Origin of the sequence: Leptothrix discophora (assembly GCF_030705305.1) — a bacterium.
GTDB classification, from domain to species: Bacteria; Pseudomonadota; Gammaproteobacteria; order Burkholderiales; family Burkholderiaceae_C; genus Sphaerotilus; species Sphaerotilus discophorus.
The window spans coordinates 69,942-90,707 of sequence record NZ_JAUZEE010000007.1 but is presented as its reverse complement, the minus strand read 5'-3'; the positions used below and the strand labels follow the sequence as shown (position 1 = coordinate 90,707).

General features: G+C 70.6%; 16 protein-coding genes and 1 pseudogene. 10 read left to right on the top strand and 7 right to left on the bottom strand.

The window, feature by feature from the left end; genetic code table 11:
- Nucleotides 1-53: 53 nt before the first annotated feature.
- Nucleotides 54-749 carry a haloacid dehalogenase type II gene (locus tag Q8X39_RS13920; RefSeq protein WP_305750279.1) on the bottom strand — a complete coding sequence of 232 codons (696 nt, stop codon included), beginning with the start codon at nt 747-749 and terminating at the stop codon, nt 54-56.
- 142 nt (nt 750-891) lie between these two features.
- On the opposite strand from Q8X39_RS13920, the gene Q8X39_RS13915 reads away from it, so the two are divergent.
- Complete coding sequence (locus Q8X39_RS13915; RefSeq protein WP_305750278.1) at nt 892-1,833, top strand: LysR family transcriptional regulator; 942 nt, start codon at nt 892-894, stop codon at nt 1,831-1,833.
- A gap of 428 nt (nt 1,834-2,261) precedes the next feature.
- Here Q8X39_RS13915 and Q8X39_RS13910 read toward each other — a convergent pair.
- The 3 genes and pseudogenes from Q8X39_RS13910 to Q8X39_RS13900 form a co-directional block, all read right to left on the bottom strand.
- Nucleotides 2,262-2,789: pseudogene (locus Q8X39_RS13910) on the bottom strand (class IV adenylate cyclase); the annotation flags it as partial.
- A 65-nt stretch (nt 2,790-2,854) separates the two neighbouring features.
- Nucleotides 2,855-5,854, bottom strand: coding sequence for a DEAD/DEAH box helicase family protein (locus tag Q8X39_RS13905; RefSeq protein ID WP_305750277.1), 3,000 nt, complete (start codon nt 5,852-5,854; stop codon nt 2,855-2,857).
- Nucleotides 5,851-7,977: a site-specific DNA-methyltransferase gene (locus Q8X39_RS13900; RefSeq protein WP_305750276.1), complete on the bottom strand. Its 2,127-nt coding sequence runs from the start codon at nt 7,975-7,977 to the stop codon at nt 5,851-5,853. The genes Q8X39_RS13905 and Q8X39_RS13900 overlap by 4 nt, the downstream gene beginning before the upstream one ends.
- A gap of 102 nt (nt 7,978-8,079) precedes the next feature.
- Between Q8X39_RS13900 and Q8X39_RS13895 the strand changes: the two genes are divergently transcribed.
- The gene (locus Q8X39_RS13895; RefSeq protein ID WP_305750275.1) at nt 8,080-8,496 is read left to right on the top strand and encodes a transcriptional regulator; all 417 of its coding nucleotides are present in this window, start codon (nt 8,080-8,082) and stop codon (nt 8,494-8,496) included.
- Nucleotides 8,497-8,548: 52 nt separating this feature from the next.
- Complete coding sequence (locus tag Q8X39_RS13890; RefSeq protein WP_305750274.1) at nt 8,549-9,115, top strand: tRNA-uridine aminocarboxypropyltransferase; 567 nt, start codon at nt 8,549-8,551, stop codon at nt 9,113-9,115.
- Between the two features lie 25 nt (nt 9,116-9,140).
- On the opposite strand, the gene mgrA is transcribed toward Q8X39_RS13890, so the two are convergent.
- Nucleotides 9,141-10,181 carry an L-glyceraldehyde 3-phosphate reductase gene (mgrA, locus tag Q8X39_RS13885; RefSeq protein WP_305750273.1) on the bottom strand — a complete coding sequence of 347 codons (1,041 nt, stop codon included), beginning with the start codon at nt 10,179-10,181 and terminating at the stop codon, nt 9,141-9,143.
- 199 nt (nt 10,182-10,380) lie between these two features.
- Nucleotides 10,381-10,944 carry a phasin family protein gene (locus tag Q8X39_RS13880; protein ID WP_305750272.1) on the bottom strand — a complete coding sequence of 188 codons (564 nt, stop codon included), beginning with the start codon at nt 10,942-10,944 and terminating at the stop codon, nt 10,381-10,383.
- Between the two features lie 293 nt (nt 10,945-11,237).
- Between Q8X39_RS13880 and Q8X39_RS13875 the strand changes: the two genes are divergently transcribed.
- Complete coding sequence (locus Q8X39_RS13875) at nt 11,238-12,452, top strand: HD-GYP domain-containing protein (RefSeq protein WP_305750271.1); 1,215 nt, start codon at nt 11,238-11,240, stop codon at nt 12,450-12,452.
- Nucleotides 12,453-12,477: 25 nt separating this feature from the next.
- Here Q8X39_RS13875 and Q8X39_RS13870 read toward each other — a convergent pair whose 3' ends face one another.
- On the bottom strand, nt 12,478-12,993 hold the full coding sequence (locus Q8X39_RS13870) for a DUF1269 domain-containing protein (RefSeq protein WP_305750270.1): 516 nt from the start codon (nt 12,991-12,993) through the stop codon (nt 12,478-12,480).
- Nucleotides 12,994-13,225: 232 nt separating this feature from the next.
- Here Q8X39_RS13870 and Q8X39_RS13865 point away from each other — a divergent pair, with 232 nt between their 5' ends.
- The 6 genes from Q8X39_RS13865 to Q8X39_RS13840 all read left to right on the top strand — a co-directional run bounded on the left by Q8X39_RS13865 (nt 13,226) and on the right by Q8X39_RS13840 (nt 20,731).
- Nucleotides 13,226-14,017: an inositol monophosphatase family protein gene (locus Q8X39_RS13865; RefSeq protein ID WP_305750269.1), complete on the top strand. Its 792-nt coding sequence runs from the start codon at nt 13,226-13,228 to the stop codon at nt 14,015-14,017.
- Between the two features lie 51 nt (nt 14,018-14,068).
- Nucleotides 14,069-15,127: an ABC transporter substrate-binding protein gene (locus Q8X39_RS13860; protein WP_305750268.1), complete on the top strand. Its 1,059-nt coding sequence runs from the start codon at nt 14,069-14,071 to the stop codon at nt 15,125-15,127.
- Between the two features lie 31 nt (nt 15,128-15,158).
- Nucleotides 15,159-17,027 carry an ABC transporter permease gene (locus Q8X39_RS13855; RefSeq protein WP_305750267.1) on the top strand — a complete coding sequence of 623 codons (1,869 nt, stop codon included), beginning with the start codon at nt 15,159-15,161 and terminating at the stop codon, nt 17,025-17,027.
- Nucleotides 17,028-17,034: 7 nt separating this feature from the next.
- Nucleotides 17,035-18,123 (top strand): ABC transporter ATP-binding protein, encoded by a 1,089-nt coding sequence (locus Q8X39_RS13850; RefSeq protein WP_305750266.1) that lies wholly within the window; start codon nt 17,035-17,037, stop codon nt 18,121-18,123.
- A gap of 129 nt (nt 18,124-18,252) precedes the next feature.
- A complete protein-coding gene (locus Q8X39_RS13845; RefSeq protein WP_305750265.1) occupies nt 18,253-19,467 on the top strand; it encodes an MFS transporter in 1,215 nt (404 codons plus the stop codon).
- A gap of 25 nt (nt 19,468-19,492) precedes the next feature.
- The gene (locus Q8X39_RS13840) at nt 19,493-20,731 is read left to right on the top strand and encodes an MFS transporter (protein WP_305750264.1); all 1,239 of its coding nucleotides are present in this window, start codon (nt 19,493-19,495) and stop codon (nt 20,729-20,731) included.
- Nucleotides 20,732-20,766: the final 35 nt, after the last annotated feature.

Sequence of the window (20,766 nt, the reverse complement as noted above, 5' to 3'; positions counted from 1 at the left end):
GGAGGGTGAGGATCGGTCGGTTCTTGTCGGGTGCCGGCGGTCGGGTGCAGGAATCAGGCCGCGCCGGCCGGATCGGGGAAGAAGCCCAGCACGTCGGCCAGGCTGCTGCCGATGCGGGTCGGCTCGGTGCCGAGCGGGTCCAGCGGCAGGCCGGCCCGGTTGACCCAGAGCGTCGTGTAGCCGTGCCAGGTTGCGCCGATCGCGTCCCAGCCGTTGCTGGAGACGAACAGGATCTCGCGCGCCGGCAGGCCCAGCGCCTGCGGGCCGAGCGCGTAGGCGCGGGCATCGGTCTTGAAGGCGCGCACCGGCTCGACGCTCAGCAGCGGGTCGATCAGGCTGTCCAGCCCGGCGCTGCGCACCGCGATGCCCAGCATGGCCGGGTCGCCGTTGCTCAGGATGCCGGTGCGGATGCCGCGGGCGTGCAGCGCCTGCAGCACCTCGCGGACCTCGGGGAAGGCGCTCAGGTGGCGGTACTGGTTCATCAGCCGGTCCTCGGCCTCGGCGCTCATGGCCAGGCCCAGGCGCTGGCCGGCGTAGCGCAGCGCGGCGCGGGTGATGTCCCAGAACGGCCGGTAGCGGCTGCCGTCGGCCGCGCTCATGGTGATCAGCCGGGTGTACTCGATCTGCTTGTCGCGCCAGAGCAGCGCCAGCGCGTCGCCGCGCTGCGGGAACAGCTGCTCGGCCAGCAGCCCGACGCTGTAGACGTCGAACAGGGTGCCGTAGGCATCGAACAGGACAGCGCGGACCATGGTGCAGTGCGGCGAGCGCAGGTGGGTGGATCGGGGGAAGCGTGAGAGGGGACTTTATTCCATACTTTGATCAGTATTACGCTCGCCAAAGTTCATTGATTCGTGCGCCTGATGCACGAATCGACCACCACGGGAGACCCCGATGTCCGATCGCCTGACCCAGCTCGAAGCCTTCGTGGCTGTCGCCCAGAAGGGCAGCCTGACCGCCGCGGCGGCGGGCGAGGGCGTGGCGCCGGCCATGATCGGCCGGCGCATCGATGCGCTGGAGGCCCGCCTGGGCGTCAAGCTGATGCTGCGCACGACCCGCCGCATCACGCTGACGCACGAGGGCAGCGCCTTCCTGGAGGACTGCCACCGGCTGCTGGCCGACCTCGCCAACGCCGAGGCGAGCGTCAGCGCCGGCGGCGTCAAGGCGGCCGGCCAGCTGCGCCTGACCGCGCCCGGCGGCTTTGGCCGCCGCCACGTCGCGCCGCTGGTGCCGCGCTTCCAGGCGCTGCATCCGGAGGTGCGCATCTCGCTGAACCTGGCCGACCGGGTGATCGACCTGGTGCACGAGAGCTACGACTGCGCCGTGCGGGTCGGCGACCTGCCCGACTCCAGCCTGATCAGCGTGCGGCTGGCCGACAATCGCCGCCGCTGCGTCGCCGCGCCGTCCTACCTGGCCCGCGCCGGCCTGCCGCAGCACCCCTCCGACCTGATGCGCCACGAATGCCTGACGCTCAGCTCCGAGGCCAGCCAGTCGCGCGGCTGGGCCTTCATGATCGACGGCGAGGTCCACCACCTGCGTCCGCCGGGCCGGCTGGACTGCACCGACGGCCAGGTCCTGCACGCCTGGTGCCGCGACGGCCTCGGGCTGGCCTGGCGCAGCCAGTGGGAGGTCGAGGACGACCTGCGCAGTGGCCGCCTGGTGGCCGTGCTGGACGGCTACGCGGCGTCGCCCAACGGCATCTACGCGGTGTTCTCGCACGCCCGCCACCTGCCGCTGCGGGTGCGGCTGTGGATCGACTACCTCAAGCACACCTACGGCGCGCCGAGCTACTGGACCGGGGCCGGGACCGCCGGCGGCGTGGTTCAGCAGGCGTGAACGCCCAGCCGCCGCGCGTCGTCCGGCAGCTCGACCCGCAGGCCGCCCGCCTGCCAGCGCAACGCCGGTCCGTGAGCCGGCTGCAGCTCGATCCGCAGCGGCCCGTCGACACGGCCAGGGCAGGGCAGGGCGAGCGTCGCGCCCGAGGCGGCGTCAACCAGCCGGGCCTGGCGGATGCGCCCGGCCGTCACCTCGGCCAGCGCCGCTGCGTCCAGCCCGGTGACGGCCATGACATGCAGCGTCACGCCCAGCGCGTGTTCGGCCTCGGCGCCCTCGGCCCGGCGTGACGGCGTCGGCGCCAGCAGCGCGACGGCCAGCCGCAGCCGCAGGCCGCCGGCACCGTCGGGCGTGACCGAGGCCAGCTCGGAATCGGCCAGGTCCAGCAGCCAGTCGGGCGTGGCCTGGCGGGCGGCGTCCTGTGCCGCTTCACGCGCGGCCAGCAGGTCGACATAGGCCTGCGCGACCAGCTGGTCCGCGCCGATGCCCAGCTGCGCCATCAGCGCGCGGGCCTCGGCCAGGCCGGCCTCGGGCGGCTCGCCGTCGCGCATCACGACTTCCAGTTCCAGGAAGTCGCCCAGCCCCTCGACCCGGTCCAGGTGGATGCGCGTGCGGCCGACGAGGTAGAGCAGCCGGCGCTTGCGCACCCGTCCGGTCTGGCCGTGTGCCTCGGCCAGCAGCACGCGCATGCCGTCCGGATCCGGACAGGCGCTGAGGCGGTAGTGACAGGCCCGCGGCCCGGCCGCATCGGCACGCCGGTAGAAGATCAGGTCGGCCGGCACCGCCCGCCCCTGCGCGTCCGGCCCGAAGGCCCGCAACTTGAGCCGGCCGTTGTCGCAGGTGAAGAAGGTGTCGTCCTGCAGCAGCTCGACCGGCCCTTGCGTCGCGACGGCGGCGACCTGCGGCTCGATCGCCTCCAGCGAGGACAGGCGGGCCTTGATCTCGATGTTGCTCGCCATGGGTGCGGCTCTCCGGGGTGGGGTGGGGCAACGGTAGCGCAGCCCCGATCGGTGCGGGACAGGTCTCAGAGCAGCGGGACTTGCGCGGCCCCGTCCGCCACCGGACGCAAGCGCGCGAACCGGAGCAGTTGCGCCAGCGTCGCGCCCTTGGCTTGCCAGTCCGCCATGACGTCCTCGCCCAGCAGGACGTAGTGCCATGGGCGTCCGTCCCGGTCCGCCTCGGGCAGCTGGTTGATGCGTTCGCACCAGGCGAGCGCCGCGCGGCGCTTGCGCTGGACATTCGGATGCAGCGTCTGCGCCTGCGCCTTGGTCTCGACCAGGTGGATCGCGTCGTCCGTGCGCACCAGGAAGTCCGGCGAATAGAAGGCCGGGAGGCCGTCTTCCTTCACGTAGCGCAGCCGGGCGAAGCCGTGCCGCGTCTCGCTGATCTTGCAGAAGGCCTGGATGCCCGCATCGGCCTGTGCCCAGTGCATGAAGGTCCTTTCCAGACCGCCGTGGTGCGACGGATAGGGCAGGCGCGGGTAGATGCACTTGCTGACCGCCACCGAACAGCTCGTGCGCACCATCAGACGGGGCACCTCGGACAGGCGCCGGTGACGCACCTCCGTCTCGCCCTCGATGCGGCGCTCCTGCGCGTCCAGCAGGGCCATGCCGAACACCTTGGTCACATGGTCGACGACGGGTTGCAGCAAGAGGACGCGCCAGTTGTCGTCGGCCAGGGGATTGAAGTCGCGGCCGAACAGCCGGTCCCAGACGTAGTCGTCCAGCCAGCCCGTCAGCTCGACCGTGTTGACCTGCAGGTAGGGCTGGGCCAGGTGGTTGGCCACCTTGCCGGTCTTCGGCAGCGGCTGGCTCAGGGCCTGGCTGATGCGCCGGGTCAGGCGCGAGAGGTAGTCGTTGTAGCCGCCCACGCGCATCACCGCGCCGTCGATGCGGTAGCTGCCGAACAGCGTGCTGCTCTGCAGGTCCTGGGACACGAACTGGTCGCCCTGGCCCAGCAGGCCCTTGAGCTGGTCCAGGCCCAGCGTCGTGAACGCGGGCAGCGTCGCCACGTCCAGCGGGGCATGGGCGATCACCTCGTCGGCTTCGCGGAGGATGAAGGGGATCGCGAAATCGAAGGCCTCGTGGCCTTCCCGCAGTTCGGACGCGACCACGTCGCCGGTGCCCGAGCGCTCATCGGCATCGTCGGTGCTGATGCCGGCCAGGCCTTCATGCATCAGCTCGTCGTAGAAGGACTGGAAGGCCGGGTGCTCGACGATGGACAGGATGTCCAGCAGGTTCTCCGGCTCTTGCCCGGCGTTGATGCGCTCGCGGTTCTCGCGCTTCAGGTCGGCATATTCCGGGTCGCGCCACATCAGTCGCAGGCCGCGGCCGATGGTCTGCTCCAGCAGGATCTGGGCTTGCGAGGAACGCAGCGGCACGATCACGCAGATGTTGTTGACGTCGAAGCCCTCTCGCAGCATCAGCACGCTGACGATCACCCGCGGCCTGGCATGCCGGTCGACGTTGAACAGGCGCTCGCGCACCGGCAGCCAGTCCCTCGGACCCAGCTCGGCCTTCTTGCCCGAGTCGATCGTCATGACCTCGTCCTCGGCCAGTCCCTCGTCGCGCAGGAAGCCGGCCACCAGGGGCGACACGCCCGTGTCCTCGCAGACCACCAGCATCTTCGGATGACGCGTCGGGTCGATCCTCGCGAAGTCGGTCTCCAGCTTGCGCAGCTTGTGCAGGCCGGCGCGCAGCATGACGCGCTGGCCGGCGCTCAGGATCGGGTTGCCGTGCTCGTCCCGCTCGGCCTTGAACTCCAACGGCAGGGCGCCGATCTCGCTGCGGCGGTCCAGCACCAGCGACTTCACCAGCCCCGCGCGCATGGCGCTCTGGAGATCGAAGTCGGTCACGATGTGCGGGAAGTAGACCTTGCGACGCCGCGTCGGCGTGCCGACGTCGTTGTAGGGCGTGGCCGAGAAGTCCACCTGCACGAAGCGGCGGCCCTTGGTCTCGGCGATGCGGCGCAGGCTCTTCTGCCATTCCACCTCGGTGGTCTCGCCTTCGCGCCGGACCTCGTGGATGTGATGCGCCTCGTCGTTGAACACCATCAGTTCGGGCAGGCTCGCCAGGTACGCCAGCACGTTGCCTCTGGCGTAGCGGCGGTCGAGCATGTCCAGGCTGTTGCCGGCGGCCCGGCCGGGGGTGAGCGGCAGCACCGCGTCCACCACGCGCTGCGGGTCGGGCAGCTCGCCCGGCGCGTGGACGTCGGGCACCTCGTCCTCGACGTCGCCCTCGGCCAGCAGGTGCCAGTTGGTGATGGCGATCATCCCGTTGCCGGTGGCCTTCAGGCCGATCTCGCTCTTGCTGCAGACGTTGCCGCGCACGAAGGCGAGCACGGACGCGCGGTGCGCCGCGGGAATGAACAGCTCGGCGTAACGCACCAGATCCGATGTGGCGAAGTCGCGCGCGCCGGAGGTGGAGCCGGCGACCAGCTTGCCGCAGAAGGCATCCAGCAGCCGTTCGTAGACGATCAAGCCGGGTGCCACGACCATGAACTGGCGCGTGAAGCGCGGGTCGTCCCGGCCCTCTGCGAGCGCGGCGTTCTTGTTGAGCAGCTGCCAGATCAGCAGCGCCTGCAGCACCCAGGTCTTGCCGGTGCCGGTGGCCATCTTCAGGCAGTACTTCGGATGGGCATGCCTGGCATCGGACACCTCGGCCAGCCGGTCGCCCGCCAGCAAGGCCGTGGGCGCGACCTTCTCGTACAGCTCTCGCAACGATCCCGCCGCCAGAACCTCGTGCGCGACGATCGTGTTCAGGATCGCCTGCCTCTGTCCGGGGTGGAAGTTCAGGCCCTGGCGGGTGGCCGTCATATCCTCGCCGAACCAGACGTGCAGCAGCTCGGCCGTGGTCGGCGTGACGAGGTCGAACAGATCGGCCGCGCCATGCGCCAGCCCGTTGCACAGCGGTGCCGTGTAGGCGGTGAGGGCCTTGGACAGCGCCAGCGGATCGTCGGCCTGCGCGGCTGGATTCGCTGCCAACGTCGCTGCCAGCTTTCCTGTCAACTTCGCGGCGGCGCTCATGCCCGCGCCTCCGCCACGGTGGCCACCACCTCCGACTCGAAGCCGAACACGTCGACCGCCCGGACGCAGACCCGACGCGTGCCCGGCACCGCCGGCACGACCAGATCGGCCACCGACATCACCATCCATTCGTCGCCATCGTTGGCCGTGTTGCCGCGGTAGTCCTGCCAGACCGAGCGGAAGAGTTTCCCGTCGTGGTCCGGGTCGACCGCCCAGTATTCGATCAGCGCCAGCGGATCCTTGTTCATCACCGCCTGGAGCTTGACGCGGTTGGCCTCATCGAGGTTGATCGCCTCGGGCGACAGCAGCACATAGTTCTTCAGCGACACGGTGAGTTTTTCCTGCGGCGCACCGTCCGCATCGGGCGGCAGGCGGCGGCGATCCACCGGGTCCAGCGTCAGGTATTGCAGCGACGAGAACCGCACCTGGCCGCGCAACTTGTCGACGCCACCCTTCTTCTTCAGCCGATCGAGCAGGTCGGGCGGAATCACCAGCACCTCCAGACGGCTGTCGTTCATCGCCGTCAGGGTTTCGCCGATCGAAGGCTCGAAATTCCAGCCCAGCACCACCACCCGATCCCAGCCGCCCAGCAGGGTATCCCGCAGCGCCACGGCCTTCTTCAGGGTGGCGGTGCCAGTCATCTTGTTCGGCGAATCCGCCAGCACCAGCGTCTTGCTGCCACGCCCGGCGCTGCCCGAGAAACCCGCGATCTGGCCAAGGTTGCGCGCCGGGTTGTCTTCCGGCGCCAAGGGCAGTGCGCCATACAGCGACAACACGATCTGCGCCAGGTCGCCGATCCGGAAGTCCCGCCCCATCGTGGCCTTGGCGGCTTCGACGTGGTAGTCGCCCACCGCCTGGTACAGGAAGGGTTTGGCGTCCAGGTCGATCAAGCGCTTGCGCATGATCATGCAGGCGGGTTTGCCAATGTCGGTGGTGATCCAGCGGCGACCGAGTTTTTCGGCAACGGCGGCGGTGGTGCCTGAGCCTCCGTTCAAATCCAGGACCATTCCGTTTTCCGGGCAAGACGCACGAACGATGCGATCGAGCAGGGACTCAGGCTTCTGGGTCCCGTAGTCCACGGCTTCCTTGGCTTGCGCTTGCACGGGGAGGATGTCCGACCACAGGTCCTGAAGAGGGACTCCGGGCATGTCATGCAGGTAGCGCTTCTGGCGTGGCACTGTTCCGGGCGAGGTCTGCACGATTCGACCCTCTGCATACAGGGCGTGCATGCGTGCCTCAGAAAAGCGCCAGTAGCGCGTCACGCCCATGAACTCGTAGTACGGATTGCCTTTGGACGCGCCTCCTGGCGCCGTGATATCGCTCAGTTGGTAAAGACCGCCGGAATCCTTGTGGCGGTAGAAGTCATCGATGTAGTCCTGCGTGTATGGCGTGAAGACCGGTGACCAATGTCGCGCGACGGTTTTTCCGTAAAGGAAGAGCGTGTCATGAATGCGCCCCATGTGTGTGGCCCCTTGGGTGACGTCGCCCTTGGCCGTCTGCCGCTTCCAAATGATTTCGTTGATGAACTGGTCCTTTCCAAAAACCTCGTCCATCACCAACTTCACGTAATGCCCCACGTGCCAATCCAGATGCACGTAGATCGACCCCGTATCCGCCAGCAGCTCCCGCATCAGGATCAACCTCGGCGTGATCATGGCCAGGTAGGACGCGGTGCCGTCCGCCCAGGTGTCGGAGTAGGCGAACTGCTCGATGACGGTGGGTTTCTGCTCCAGCTCGACGCCGGGCAGCGTCACCTTGGTGCGGTAGTCGGCCTTGGAGTCGAACGGCGGGTCGATGTAGATCAGGTCGACGCGGCCCCGCAGCGAGGGCGTGTCCTCGTCGCCGGCCAGCAGGGCGGCCATGGCCAGCAGGTTGTCGCCATAGATCAGGCGGTTGGTCCAGGGCGCGGTGTCGGGCAGCGCGGCGCCGACCTCGCGGGCCTGCGCCTGGCGACGCTGCTGGGTGACCCAGTCCTGGGCGCTGCTGTCGCGGGCGGGCAGCACCAGTTCGCGGGTCTGCAGGCCGACGCGGTGACGGCCTTCCAGGCTTTCCAGGATCTTCTCGGCCTCCTTGCGGCCTTGGGCGACGATGTCGGGCAGTTGATCGAGCAGTGACTTGGGCATGCGCGGCATCAAGCGAGGCTTGACTCAGAAATCAAACGACTTTTGATTCTCTGATCAAACGAACTGCATTCGTCGCTTGATGCCTCCATTAATTTCCACTTGATGGATGAGAAGCTCGAGTTCAGCAAGCGACTCCGCGCCGCGATGCAGGCCGCTGGCTGTGAGGTGCGCGCCTCGGTCATCGAGCACGAGTTCAACCAGCGCTGGTTGGGTCGGTCGATCAGCCTCCAGGCCGCGTGGAGCTGGCTCAACGCCAAGGCCATCCCCGCCCAGGACAAGCTGCAGGTCCTGGCCGAGTGGCTCAAGGTCGAGCCTCAGGTGCTGCGCTTCGGCGAAGGCGTGGCCGAGTCGGTGCAGAAGTACAAGGCGCGCTGGGAAGACAAGCTGACGTACGAGGAGCGCGAGACCTTCGATGCCTTCCTGCAGCTGCCCGCCCCGCAACGCAAGATCCTCCGGGAGGTCATCCTGACCTTCGCCAAGGCCCACCAGGAGCCGCCGCCGGAAGATCCGGCGAGCTGACCGGCCGGGCGGGTGGGGCGACCACAATCGTCCACCTGCCGTCGCCTTGCCCATGTCGCGTCCCCACTGCCCTGCCTGCCTGCGCCCGCTGCCGACCTGCCTGTGCCGCTGGGTCCGCCCAACCGCCCACGCGGTCGAGGTGCGCGTGCTGCAGCACCCGGACGAGGCCGCCCAGGCCAAGGGCAGCCTGAGGCTGCTGCAGCTGAGCCTGCAGCGCTGCGAGGTCCACGTCGGCGAGACGCTGGACGGTGCGGCCGACGGCGGCGCCGAAGGCCGCACCGTGCTGCTCTACCCGGTCACCGAATCGGCCCCTGGCCCGCTGGCCGACCGCGCGGTGCGCCCGCAGCGCCTGGTCGTGCTGGACGCCACCTGGCGCAAGAGCCTGCGCCTGCTGCACCTCGATCCCGCCCTGCAGGCCCTGCCACGCTGGCCGTTGCAGTCCCCGCCCGACAGCCGCTATGCCGCGCTGCGCAAGGCGGCCCGGCCGGGCCAGCTGTCGACGCTGGAGGCGACCTGCCTGGCGCTGGCCGACATCGAGTCCGATGCCGCCCGCTACGCCCCGCTGCTGGATGCCTTCGCGGGCTGGGTGGCGGAGCAGGCGGCGTGGCGGCGCGGATGAGCCACGCCGCCGAGCGGGACCGGGATCAGGCCCAGTCCGTCGCCGGAGCCCGCCACAGGTCGACGCCGCCTTCGCCGGCATGGGCGTCGATCTCGGCGAGTTCCTGGGCGGTGAAGGTCAGGTTGCGCAGCGCGCCGACGTTCTCGCGGATCTGGGCGGCGCTGCTCGCGCCGATCAGCGTGGTCGTCACGCGTGGGTCGCGCAGCACCCAGGCCAGCGCCATCTGGGCGAGGCTCTGGCCGCGACGCTGGGCGATGCCGTTGAGCGCGCGCACGCGCTGCAGGTTGGCCTCGCTGAGGTGCTCGCGCATCAGCGAGCCGCCGCCCGGCCGGTTGATGCGGGCATCGGCCGGGATGCCGGCGAGGTACTTGTCCGACAGCAGGCCCTGGGCCAGCGCGGTGAAGGTGATGCAGCCCGCGCCGTGCTGCGCCAGGGTGTCGAGCAGGCCGTTCTCGATCCAGCGGTTGAGCAGGTTGTAGCTGGGCTGGTGGATCAGCAGCGGCACGCCCTCGGCCTTGAGCAGCGCGGCCATCTCGGCGGTCTTGCCGGGCGAGTAGGACGAGATGCCGATGTAGAGCGCCTTGCCCTGCCGCACGGCCTGGGCCAGCGCCTGCGCGGTCTCCTCCAGCGGCGTGTCCTTGTCGTAGCGGTGCGAGTAGAAGATGTCGACGTAGTCGAGGCCGAGGCGCTGCAGGCTCTGGTCCAGGCTGGCCAGCACGTACTTGCGCGAGCCGCCACCCTGGCCATAGGGGCCGGGCCACATGTCCCAGCCGGCCTTGCTGGAGATGATCAGCTCGTCGCGGTAGGGCTTGAAGTCCTCGCGCAGCAGCCGGCCGAAGTTGATCTCGGCGCTGCCGTAGGGCGGCCCGTAGTTGTTGGCCAGGTCGAAGTGGGTGATGCCCAGGTCGAAGGCGGTGCGCGCCATCTCGCGCTGCACGCTCATCGGCGTGGTGTCGCCGAAGTTGTGCCACAGGCCCAGCGACAGCGCGGGCAGCTTCAACCCGCTGGCGCCGCATCGGCGGTAGGGCATGGATTCGTAGCGGTCGGCGGCGGCGGTGTAGCTCATCGGGTGTCTCCTCGTGGATGCGCCCGGCGGGTGTTCCGGTCCGGGCGGCGAGGGCGCGATGATGCCGCGCGTCGACCGATCGCGCTGGTCGGCGGACGCGCTTCAAGCGCGGTTCGGCCAGACGCAAAAAAGCCCGGCCGGGGCCGGGCTCTTCGAGCGGGTCGGGTGTCGCTCGCCCGAGGGCGAACGGCGCGCCGGATCAGCGCTTGGTGGTCTTCTTGACAGCTTCGGCGGCGGCCTTGGCGGTCGACTCGGCGGTGGCGCTCAGCTGCTTGAAGTTGGCTTCGGCGGCCGAGGCGGCCTGCTTGGCGGCCTTCTGGACGGTGTCGTAGGCGGCGGTCGCGTTGGCGATCGCGGTCTTGACGGCGGCCACGGCGCTCTCGCTGCCGGCCGGGGCCTGCTTGGTGGCGGCTTCGACCAGCGACTGGAACTGGTCCTGCGCAGCCTTGACCTGGGCTTCGGCCAGCTTGGTCACTTCGGCTTGAGTGGCGGCGGCGATGTCGGCGACCTGGCGGCCGTAGGCCACGGCCTTTTCCTGGGCCGGCTGGATCAGGCTGGCTTGCAGGCTGACGAATTCCTGCGGGTCCTTGGCGCCCAGGGCGGCCTTGGCCTTCTCGGCGGTGTCGTCCAGCGAGCTGCGGGCAGCCTGCATGTTGAGTTCGACGAGCTGCTCGATGCCCTTGAAGGCTTGCTGGGTCAGCGTGACGAGGTTGTCGAGGGCGGCCTTGTTGGCGGCGGCGATCTGTTCGGGCGAGATGGTCATGGTGTGACTCCGGGCGGTTGGTTGATCGGGTGGATCGTCTGCGGTGCTTTGCTGCACTGCAACATGGAACGGACTATAGGGGTCGACCGTGACAGCTGCAAGCGTTTTGCTGCGCTGCAGCAAAGTCTAGTGACGGAACTCTAGATGTCGCAGATCCGGGCCCGATCTGCGCGTTGCGGGTCCGCCGTCGACCGGTGTGCGGGGGTGCTGGGGCGGACGGCGTGCGAGGCGCTCGCGGCGGGCGGGTCGCGGTGCGAGACTGCAAGCCGGTCCGGTGAAGGAAGACGACGCTCATGAGTGCAGACCCCAACCATGCTTCCGACGTGCCGCCCGCCGAGCGGGTTCCGCTGGACCAGGTCCGCGACCTGATCCACCTGGGCCTGGCCTTGCCCTTCCGGGTGCTGGACGCGCAGGCCCGGCTGCTGCTGGCGCAGGGCCAGAGCGTGCTGACCGAACGCCAGTTCGACATGCTCAACGAGCGCGGCGCCTGGGTCGAGTACGCCCAGGTCAAGCGGCTGCGCGGCGAGCGGGCTGCCGCCGCGGCGACCGGCGCCGGCAAGGTGCCCAGCGCGCGTCACCCGACGCTGTTCGACCGCTGGGAGCAGCAGGTCTGGGACTACGACGCGCTGCTGCGCCGGGTGCCGAAGTTCCGGGAGCTGAAGCCCGAGCTGGAGGCCCATGCCGACGCCTGCATCGCGCTGGTCGACCGCGACCCGGATGTCGCGCTCTACCTCGCGGTGCGGCGCGACGACCGCCGATTCGCGCTGTACGCGCTGACCCACGCGCTGCACGTCGCGGTGATCTGCCTGCTGACCAGCCGGGCGCTGGGCTGGCCGGTCGAGCGCCAGCGGCGCATCGTCTGCGCGGCGCTGACGATGAACGTGTCGATGCTCGAACTGCAGGCGGTGCTGGCCGAACAGGCCGATCCGCCGAACACGCGCCAGCGCGAGGCGATCCGGCTGCATCCGAAGCTGTCGGTCGAGCTGCTGCGGCGCTGTGGCGTCGACGACGAGGAATGGCTCGACGCCGTGCTGATGCACCACGAGGAGCCCGGCGGCGGCGGCTATCCGCAGGGCGTGGCCGAGCCGACCGAGGCGGCCCGGCTGCTGCGCGCCGCCGATGTCTACATGGCCAAGATCAGCCCGCGGGCGCAGCGCGCGGCGTTGGCGCCGCAGGTGGCGGCGCGCCAGCTCTACCAGGCCGAGCAGGTCGACGCGCAGGGCAAGGCGCTGTCGCAGGCGCTGATCCGCTCGATCGGCATCTACCCACCGGGCGACCTGGTCACCCTCAAGAGCGGCGAGACGGCGGTGGTGACGCGCCGTGCCGCACAAGGCCCGGCGCCCAAGGCAGCGGCGATCAGCGACGCACGCGGCAACCCGTCGCTGTCGACCACGCCGCGCGACACGGCGCAGGCCGAGTTCGGCATCGCCGGTCCGCTCGACCCGGCCCGGGCCGCACAACTGCCCAAGCTCCAGCCGGAGCGCTTCTACGGGATCATCCCGGGCTGAACGGCGGACTCGGCCGTCCAGGCGTTCAGGGGAAGGCCGGGATGCCCGGCTCGACCCCTTCGAGATGCGCCTCCGGGTGCAGCGCGGCGAGGCGGTCCTCGATCTCGTCGACCCGGCCACGCGGCACGTCGATCATCAGCAGGTAGTCGCCGCGCTCGATCGCCGGCATGAAGCGCAGCAGCCGGTGGCTGGGCGTGGACGCGCCGATCATGCTGGCCGACCAGGCCCCGAACAGGCCGCCGGCGATCGCCAGCGCGCCGACCAGGCCCCACTGCGGCGTGCTGTCCAGCAGCGGCCCGAGCAGCGCCAGCCCGACGCCGCACAGCATGCCGACCGCGCCGCCGATCACCAGGCCGGACTGCGCCGCGCGCACGATGTCCGAGCTTTGCAGAAGGTTGGCCGCGTGCAGGCCGGTCAGCTCGGCGCCATCGCGGGCGATGAAGTGGATGTGCGACTCGCCGATGCGGGCGAGCAGCAGGTCGTCCATGGTGCGGCGGGCACTTGCCAGGTCGGGCACCAGCCAATAGATGCGTCTGCGCATGTCGGACTCCTCGGATGAGCGTCAAGGCCGGCGCGGCGGGACCTGAGCGGCCCACCCGGACCGGGCCTGCCACGCGTGCAAGCCGTTGTACGCCGCACCGCTCGGGCCGACAAACCACCCTGCCAAGGCCGTGATGGCTTTGGGGCGTTGCGGGAAAGTCCGGGTGAGGGCCGTGCCGTGACGCTTGGTTTCGACCGCTAGCATGGCCCGATGACAAGCCCGGGGGCGCCGCATGAATCGCCTCGACTTTCTCCGGCAACTTGTCCGCGAAGCCGGGGCGCTTGCGCACACCGGCTTCGGCAGCTCGGCGGCCTCGCTCAAGGGCCGTCACGACGTGCTGACCGAGATGGACGGCCGGGTCGAGCGCCACGTGCGCGCCGCCATCGCGGCGGCCTATCCCAACGATGCCGTGATCGGCGAGGAGGACGGCGGCGAGCCCGGCGAACGGATCTGGATCATCGACCCGATCGACGGCACCGCGAACTACGCCCGCGGCATCGCGCACTACTGCGTCTCGATCGGCTACCTGGAGGGCGGCCAGCCGGTGGCGGGTGCCATCCACGACCCCAGCCACGACCGGCTCTACCTGGCGCAGCGTGGCGGCGGGGCCTGGCTGAGCGAGGCCGGCCAGCCCGACCGGCGCCTGGCGGTCAGCGCCTGCGACACGCTGGGCGCGGCCACGGTGGAATGCGGCTGGTCGCTGCGCCGTTCGACCGAGGACTACCTGGCGATGGTCTCGCGCGTGATGCACGCCGGCTGCGCGATGCGCCGTGCCGGCTCGGGCGCGCTGGGTCTGGTCGACGTTGCCGCCGGCCGCATCGAGGCCTATGCCGAGCTGCACATCAACGCCTGGGACTGCGCCGCCGGCGTGCTGCTGGTCGAGGAGGCGGGCGGCCATTGCAACGACTTCTTCAGCGCCGATGGCGCCGGCCTGCGCGAGGGCAACGTGCTGGTCGCCACCAGCCATGCGCTGGCCGCCGAGCTGGAGCGGGTCCTCGCCATCGCGCCGCTGCGGCATCGCTGAAGCCTCGGCCGACCGGCCCGAGTCAGCTGTCACCACATCAGGAGAACAACCATGAAGCTGTCGAACACCCCCTTCCTGCCGCTGCGCCGCTGGCTGGCGCTGGCCGGCGCCGCCGTTGCGCTCGCCGCGCCGTCCATCGCGTCGGCCCAGGGCGAGCTGACCGTCTACTGCACGGTGCAGGAGGAATGGTGCCGGCCGATGGTCGCGGCCTTTGAGAAGACCACCGGCATCAAGGTCTCGATGACGCGCAAGAGCTCTGGCGAGTTCTATGCCCAGATCAAGGCCGAGTCCGCCAACCCGCGTGGCGACGTCTGGTGGGGCGGCACCGGCGACCCGCACCTTCAGGCGGCCGAGGAAGGCCTGACCGATCCCTATGTCTCGAAGACCAGCCTCGACAGCCTGCAGGACTGGGCCGTGCGCCAGGCCCGCTCGGCGCAGTTCCGCACCGTCGGCATCTACGCTGGCGCGCTGGGCTTCAGCTACAACGCCGACGAGCTGAAGAAGCGCAAGCTGCCCGAGCCGAAGTGCTGGGCCGACCTGGTCAAGCCCATCTACAAGGACGAGATCCAGGTGGCCAACCCGAACTCCTCGGGCACCTCGTACACCATGCTGGCGACGATGGTCCAGATCATGGGCGAGGACAAGGCCTTCGCGTGGATGAAGGCGCTGCACAAGAACGTCAACCAGTACACCAAGAGCGGTGCCGCGCCGGCCCGCGCGGTGGCCACCGGCGAGTCGCTGATCGGCATCACGTTCCAGCATGACGCGGTGGTGCAGGCGCTGGGCGGCGCACCGGTCAAGATCGTGTCGCCCTGCGAGGGCACCGGCTACGAGATCGGCAGCATGTCGATCATCAAGGGCGCGAAGAACCTGGCCAACGCGCGCAAGTGGTACGACTGGGCCCTGACGCCCGAGGCCCAGGCGATCGGCGCGACCGCCGGCGTGAGCTACCAGGTGCCGTCCAACAAGAAGGCGACCGTGCCGGCAGCGGCGCCCAAGCTCAGCGAGATCAAGCTGATCGACTACAACTTCGCCAAGTACGGCTCCTCGGCCGAGCGCAAGCGCCTGCTGGCCAAGTGGGACGCCGAGGTCGGCAACCAGCCGAAGTGAGCTGGATGACGACGACGAAGCCGCGCGCCGCATGACGACCGCGCTGACCCTGGCGCTGGTCGTCGTCGCCGCGCTCTTGCTGGCCCAGTGGCTGGCGCGGCGCGGTGCCTTCGGCGCCGACCGCACGGTGGCGACCCTCGTGGTGCTGATCGCCACGCTGCTGCTGCTGTTCATCTTCTACCCGGTCGGCCGCTCGCTCGGCGCGGCGTTGTTCGACGATGCCGGCGCCTTCGCGCCGTGGGTCGTGCTGCAGCGCCTGGCCGCCCCGGACATCTGGGGGCTGGGTTGCCTGGCCGGGGAGGGCGCGCACTGCGGCGTCGCGATCAACTCGATCGTGCTGGCGACGATCGTCGGACTGCTGTCAACGCTGCTCGGCCTGGTGCTGGCGCTGGCCGCACAGCGCGGGCACCGCGACCCGGAGGCGCAGCGCCGGCAGGGCGCGCTGTTCCGGCTGATGGCGGTGCTGCCGATCGTCACGCCGCCGTTCGTGATCGCGCTGGCCCTGGTGGTGCTGTTCGGCCGCACCGGGCTGGTGACGGGCTGGCTGTCGAGCGTCTTCGAGATCCCGCGCTCGCGCTGGATCTACGGCCTGACCGGCGTGACGCTGGCTCAGCTGCTGAGCTTCACGCCCATCGCCTTCATGATGCTGCACGCCGCGCTGGCGGCCATCAGCCCGTCGCTGGAAGAGGCGGCCCAGACGCTGCGGGCCTCGCGCTGGCGCGTCATGCGCACCGTCACCTGGCCGCTGCTGCGGCCGGCGCTGGCCAACGCCTTCCTGCTCGGCTTCGTCGAGAGCATGGCCGACTTCGCCAACCCGATCGTGCTGGCCGGCAACTACGAGGTGCTGTCGACCAAGATCTTCTTCGCCGTCGCCGGCGCGCAGCTCGACCCGGGCCGGGCCGCCGTGCTGGCCGCCGTGCTGCTGGTCTTCACGCTGGCGGCCTTCGCGCTGCAACAGCGCTGGCTCGGTCGCGCGAGCTACGTCAGCGTCACCGGCAAGGGCGACAGCGGCCTGCCCGCCGTGCTGCCCGACGCGCTGCGGCTCGGCTGTGTCGGCCTGTCCTGGCTGTGGATCGGCTTCACGCTGGCCTGCTATGCGGTGATCGCGGTCGGCGGCTTCGTCAAGGACATCGGCCGCGGCGACATGGCGCTGTCGCTCAAGCACCTGGGCGCAGGCTTCGGCATCGACTGGGGGCCGCACGGCCTGCTGTTCAGCGGCTCGGCCTGGGACAGCTTCTTCACCACCGTGATGGTGGCCGGGATCTCCGCGCCGCTGACGGCCCTTGTCGGTCTGCTGTCGGCCTACGTGATCACGCGCCACCGCTACGCCGGGCGCGGCATCTTCGAGTTCATGACGCTGGTCGCCTTCGCGGTGCCGGGCACGGTGATCGGCGTGGCCTACATCGTCGCCTTCAACGTGCCGCCGCTGGAGCTGACCGGCGGACTGGCGATCCTGGTGATCTGCTTCGTGTTCCGCAACATGCCGGTGGGCGTGCGGGCGGGCGTCGCGGCACTGGCGCAGATCGACCGTTCGCTCGACGAGGCCTCGTCGACGCTGCGGGCCGGCACGCTGCAGACGCTGCGCCGGGTCGTGCTGCCGCTGCTGCGGCCGGCCATCGTGACCACGCTGGTCTTCAGCTTCACGCATGCGATGACGGCGGTCAGCGCGGTGATCTTCCTGGTCACGGCGAAATACAACCTGGCGACCGTCTACATCATCGGCCGCGTCGAGGCCGGCGAGTACCCGCTGGCCATCGCCTACTCGACGGTGCTGATCGTGTTCATGCTGGCGGTGCTGCTGGCCGTGCAGGCGCTGACCGGCGAGACCCGCATCGGCCGGCGCCAGCGCGGCGCCGAACCTGCCGCCGGCGCGCGCGACGTGCTCGTCACCGGACATTGACCGACCCATGAACCAGCCTGTCCACCCGAACACCGCCGGCGGCGTCTCCTTCGAGCGCGTCAGCAAGCGCTACGGCAAGGTCACCGCCGTCGACGCGGTCAGCTTCACGATCGCCCCGGGCGAGCTGGTGACGCTGCTGGGCCCGTCGGGCTGCGGCAAGACCACGACGCTGCGCATGGTGGCCGGGCTGGAGGCGGCCAGCGAAGGCGCGATCCGCATCGGCGGCGTCGACGTCACCCGCCGTGCCGCACACGAGCGCGACGTCAGCATGGTGTTCCAGTCCTATGCGCTGTTCCCGCACCTGAACGTGCTCGACAACGTCTGCTACGGCCCGATCGCCAGCGGCACGAAGCCGGCCCGGGCGCGCGAGCTGGCGCAGGACAAGCTGCGCATGCTGGGCCTGGCCGGGCTGGAGCAGCGCCTGCCCTCCGAGCTGTCGGGCGGCCAGCAGCAGCGCGTCGCGGTGGCGCGCTCGCTGGTGCTGGAGCCGGCGGTGCTGCTGTTCGACGAGCCGCTGTCCAACCTCGACGCCAAGCTGCGCCGGCGTGTCCGCCAGGAGATCCGCGAGCTGCAGCAGTCGCTGGCGCTGACGGTGCTCTACGTCACGCACGACCAGAGCGAGGCGCTGGCGGTGTCCGACCGCGTCATCGTCATGAATGGCGGGCGCATCGCCCAGCAGGGCACACCGGCCGAGCTGTACGAGCGCCCGGCCGGCCGCTTCCTGGCCGACTTCATCGGCGACGCCAACCTGGTCGACGGCACGTTGCGGCGCGACGGCGAGCGCTGCCGCTTCGAGGCCGGCGGCGTGGCCGTGCCGGTCGAACCGGCCGCCATCGCGCCGGGGCTGGTGCCGGGGCCGGCCTCGCTGGCGCTGCGGCCACACCGCATCGGCCTGGTCGGCGCCGGGGCCGGCCGCTTCGACGCGACCTGCCGGCGCGCCGACTACCTGGGCAGCCATGCCGAGGTGCTGCTCGACTCGCCCTGGGGCGAACTGCTGGCCTTCGGGCCGGCCGGCGGTGCCGGCTCGCTGCGGCGCGGTGACCCGGTCGGCGTCGCCTTCGAGCCCGGCGACGCGATCGTGCTGCCGCGCGGCTGAGCCCGGACCGTGGTGCGGCGCACGCGCCGCCGTCGTGTACCCGCCTGTCGCACGCGATCAAGGGCTGCAACGCATACTGCGCGGCCGCCCAGAACGTCCGCCCCCATCTCCCGCCTCCGGAGCCGCCGCTTGTCCACCTCCCTGATCCGCCGCCTCGGGCTCGAGCTGCCCGCGCACCGCCGCGTCTTCGCCGGTTTCTTCCTTTATGCCTTCGGCTTCGGCGGCTTCTTCCCGCGCCTGGGCGAGCTGCAGGGGATGATGGGCGTGACCGAGGGCCAGCTCGGCATGGGCCTGATCGGCGCGGCGATGGGCACGCTGGTCTCGCTGACCTTCGCCGGCCGGCTGATCGAGCGCATCGGGCACCGCCGCATGCTGCTGATCGTGCCGCCGCTGCTGCCGGTCTTCTACGCGGTCGCCTCGCACGCCAGCGGCACGCTCGGGCTGTTCCTGTGCCTGTTCCCGGCCGGCCTCTTCATCGGTGCGATCGAGGTGGTCGTCAACCTGGAGGCCGACCGCGTCGAGCACCAGGAAGGCCGGCGCATCATGAACCGCGCCCATGCCTTCTGGAGCTTCGGCTTCTTCGGTGCCGGCCTGCTGGGCGCGCTGGCCGCCCGCGTCGGCCTGAGCCCGCAATGGCAGCTCGCCGGCATGGTGCCGCTGTCGCTGCTCATGACCGTGCTGCTGATGGGCCGTTTCGAGGCTGCGCCGCACCGCGCCGCCGCAGTCGCCGCCAGCGACGGGCCGGCGCCGCTGTTCTCCCGGCCGACCGGCGCCATCCTCGTGCTGGTCGCGCTGTCGCTGTCGGCGCTGGTGCTCGAAGGCGCCGGCTTCGACTGGTCGGCGATCTTCATGCGCGACGTCTTTCAGGCCGCCCCGTGGGTCGGCGCGGCGGCGGTGGCGATCGGCGCCTTCACGCAGGCGGTGACGCGCTACCTCGCCGACCGCCACGTCGAGCGTCACAGCCCGATGAAGGTGGCCCGGCTGATGCTCACGCTGCTCGGACTCGGCAACGTGCTGGTCGTGACCGCCGCCCATCCGGCGCAGGCACTGATCGGCTTCGGCCTGATGGGCGTCGGCACCAGCGTGCTGTTCCCGCTGGCCATGTCGGCCGCGGCGCAGCGCACCGACCGATCCGCTGCCGTCAACGTCGCGGCACTGGCCCAGATCGCCTTCGTGAGCTTCATGCTCGCGCCGCCGCTGCTGGGCTTCGTCGCCGAGCACATCGGCATCCGCTGGAGCTTTGGCCTCGGTCTGCCGATGGTGCTGCTGAGCCTTGCCGTCAGCGGCGTGCTGCGCCAGCGCCCCGTGGCGCAGCCCGCAGCGGCCACCACGCAGGGCGCCTGACGGCCGGCATGTCGAGAGGTCGCCGGTGGAATCCCGTTCCTTCCTGAATCCCGCCTGGGGCGTGCTGTCGCCGCGTGCGGTGACGACCGCCGTGTTCTTCGCCTTCGCGCTGGGCATCGGCCTGTGGGCCGGCTCGGTGCCGGTCCTGATGCACCGCACCGGCCTGGGCGCCGAAGGCCTGGGGCTGGCGCTGACGCTGCACAGCGCGGCCTACATCGGCGCGATGACGCTGGCCGGACGCATGACCCGGCGCTTCGAGCTGCGCGGCTTCATGGCCGCGCTGCTGGCCGCGCACGGCGTCGCGTTCTTCGGCATCTTCACCGCCACGTCGGCCTGGATGCTGGTGCTGGCGCTGGTCGTCATGGGCCTGACCGCCGGATCGCTGGACCTGGCGATGAACACCGAGGCGACCACGCTGGAGCATGAGCGCGGCCAGCCGATGCTCACGCGCATGCACGCGGCGGCCTCGGGCTCGTTCGCGCTCGGGGCGATCGGCGGCAGCCTGATCTCCACCTCGGTCGGCCCACTGGCCTGCGCGCTGCTGAGCGCGGCGGTGGTTGCGCCGGTCTGGCTGGCGGTGACGCGGCTGGGGCGGCGTCGCCCCTTGCCCGATCCGCCGCCGGCCACCCTGCGCGAGCCCGAGCTGGAGAGCGCCGGTGCGGCGGCGATCCAGGCCGCGTCGACGTTGGCCGTTGGCCCGCGCCGCAAGCCCGATCCGGTGCTGCTGTTCGGCATCGTGCTGGGCCTGTCGACCGTGGCCGAGCTGACCGCGCAGATGTGGTCGGCGAAGTTCCTGGCCGAGCAGGCCGCCAGCCTGGCCGCGCTGGCCGGCGCCGGCGCGGCGCTGTACGCGGGCTGCCAGTCGCTGGTCCGACTGGTCGGCGACCCGCTGCGGCACCGCTTCGGCGATGTCCGCGTGATCACGGTGTCGCTGCTGCTGGCGGCGGTCGGCTTCGGCGTCGTCGCGATGGCCGACAGCTTCGCGGTCGGCGTGGCCGGCTTCGCGCTGGTCGGCCTGGGCACGGCCTGCGTCGTCCCGTGCTGCTTCGCGCAGATCGCCGCGGCGCTGCCCGGACGCGGCGGACAGGCGCTCGGGCGGGCCTCGCTGATCTCGGGCGTGATCCGCCTGCCCACGCCGCTGCTGCTGGGGCTGGTGGCGGCGCGAGCCTCCGACGCGACGGCCTTCGTGCTGATCGCCGCCTCGCTGGTCGTCGGCGTCGCCGGCATGCTGCTGGCGTTGCGCCACGCGGCCCGGCAGGCTTGACAGCCCACGCACTTCCCCGGTAGGCCGAGCTTGAT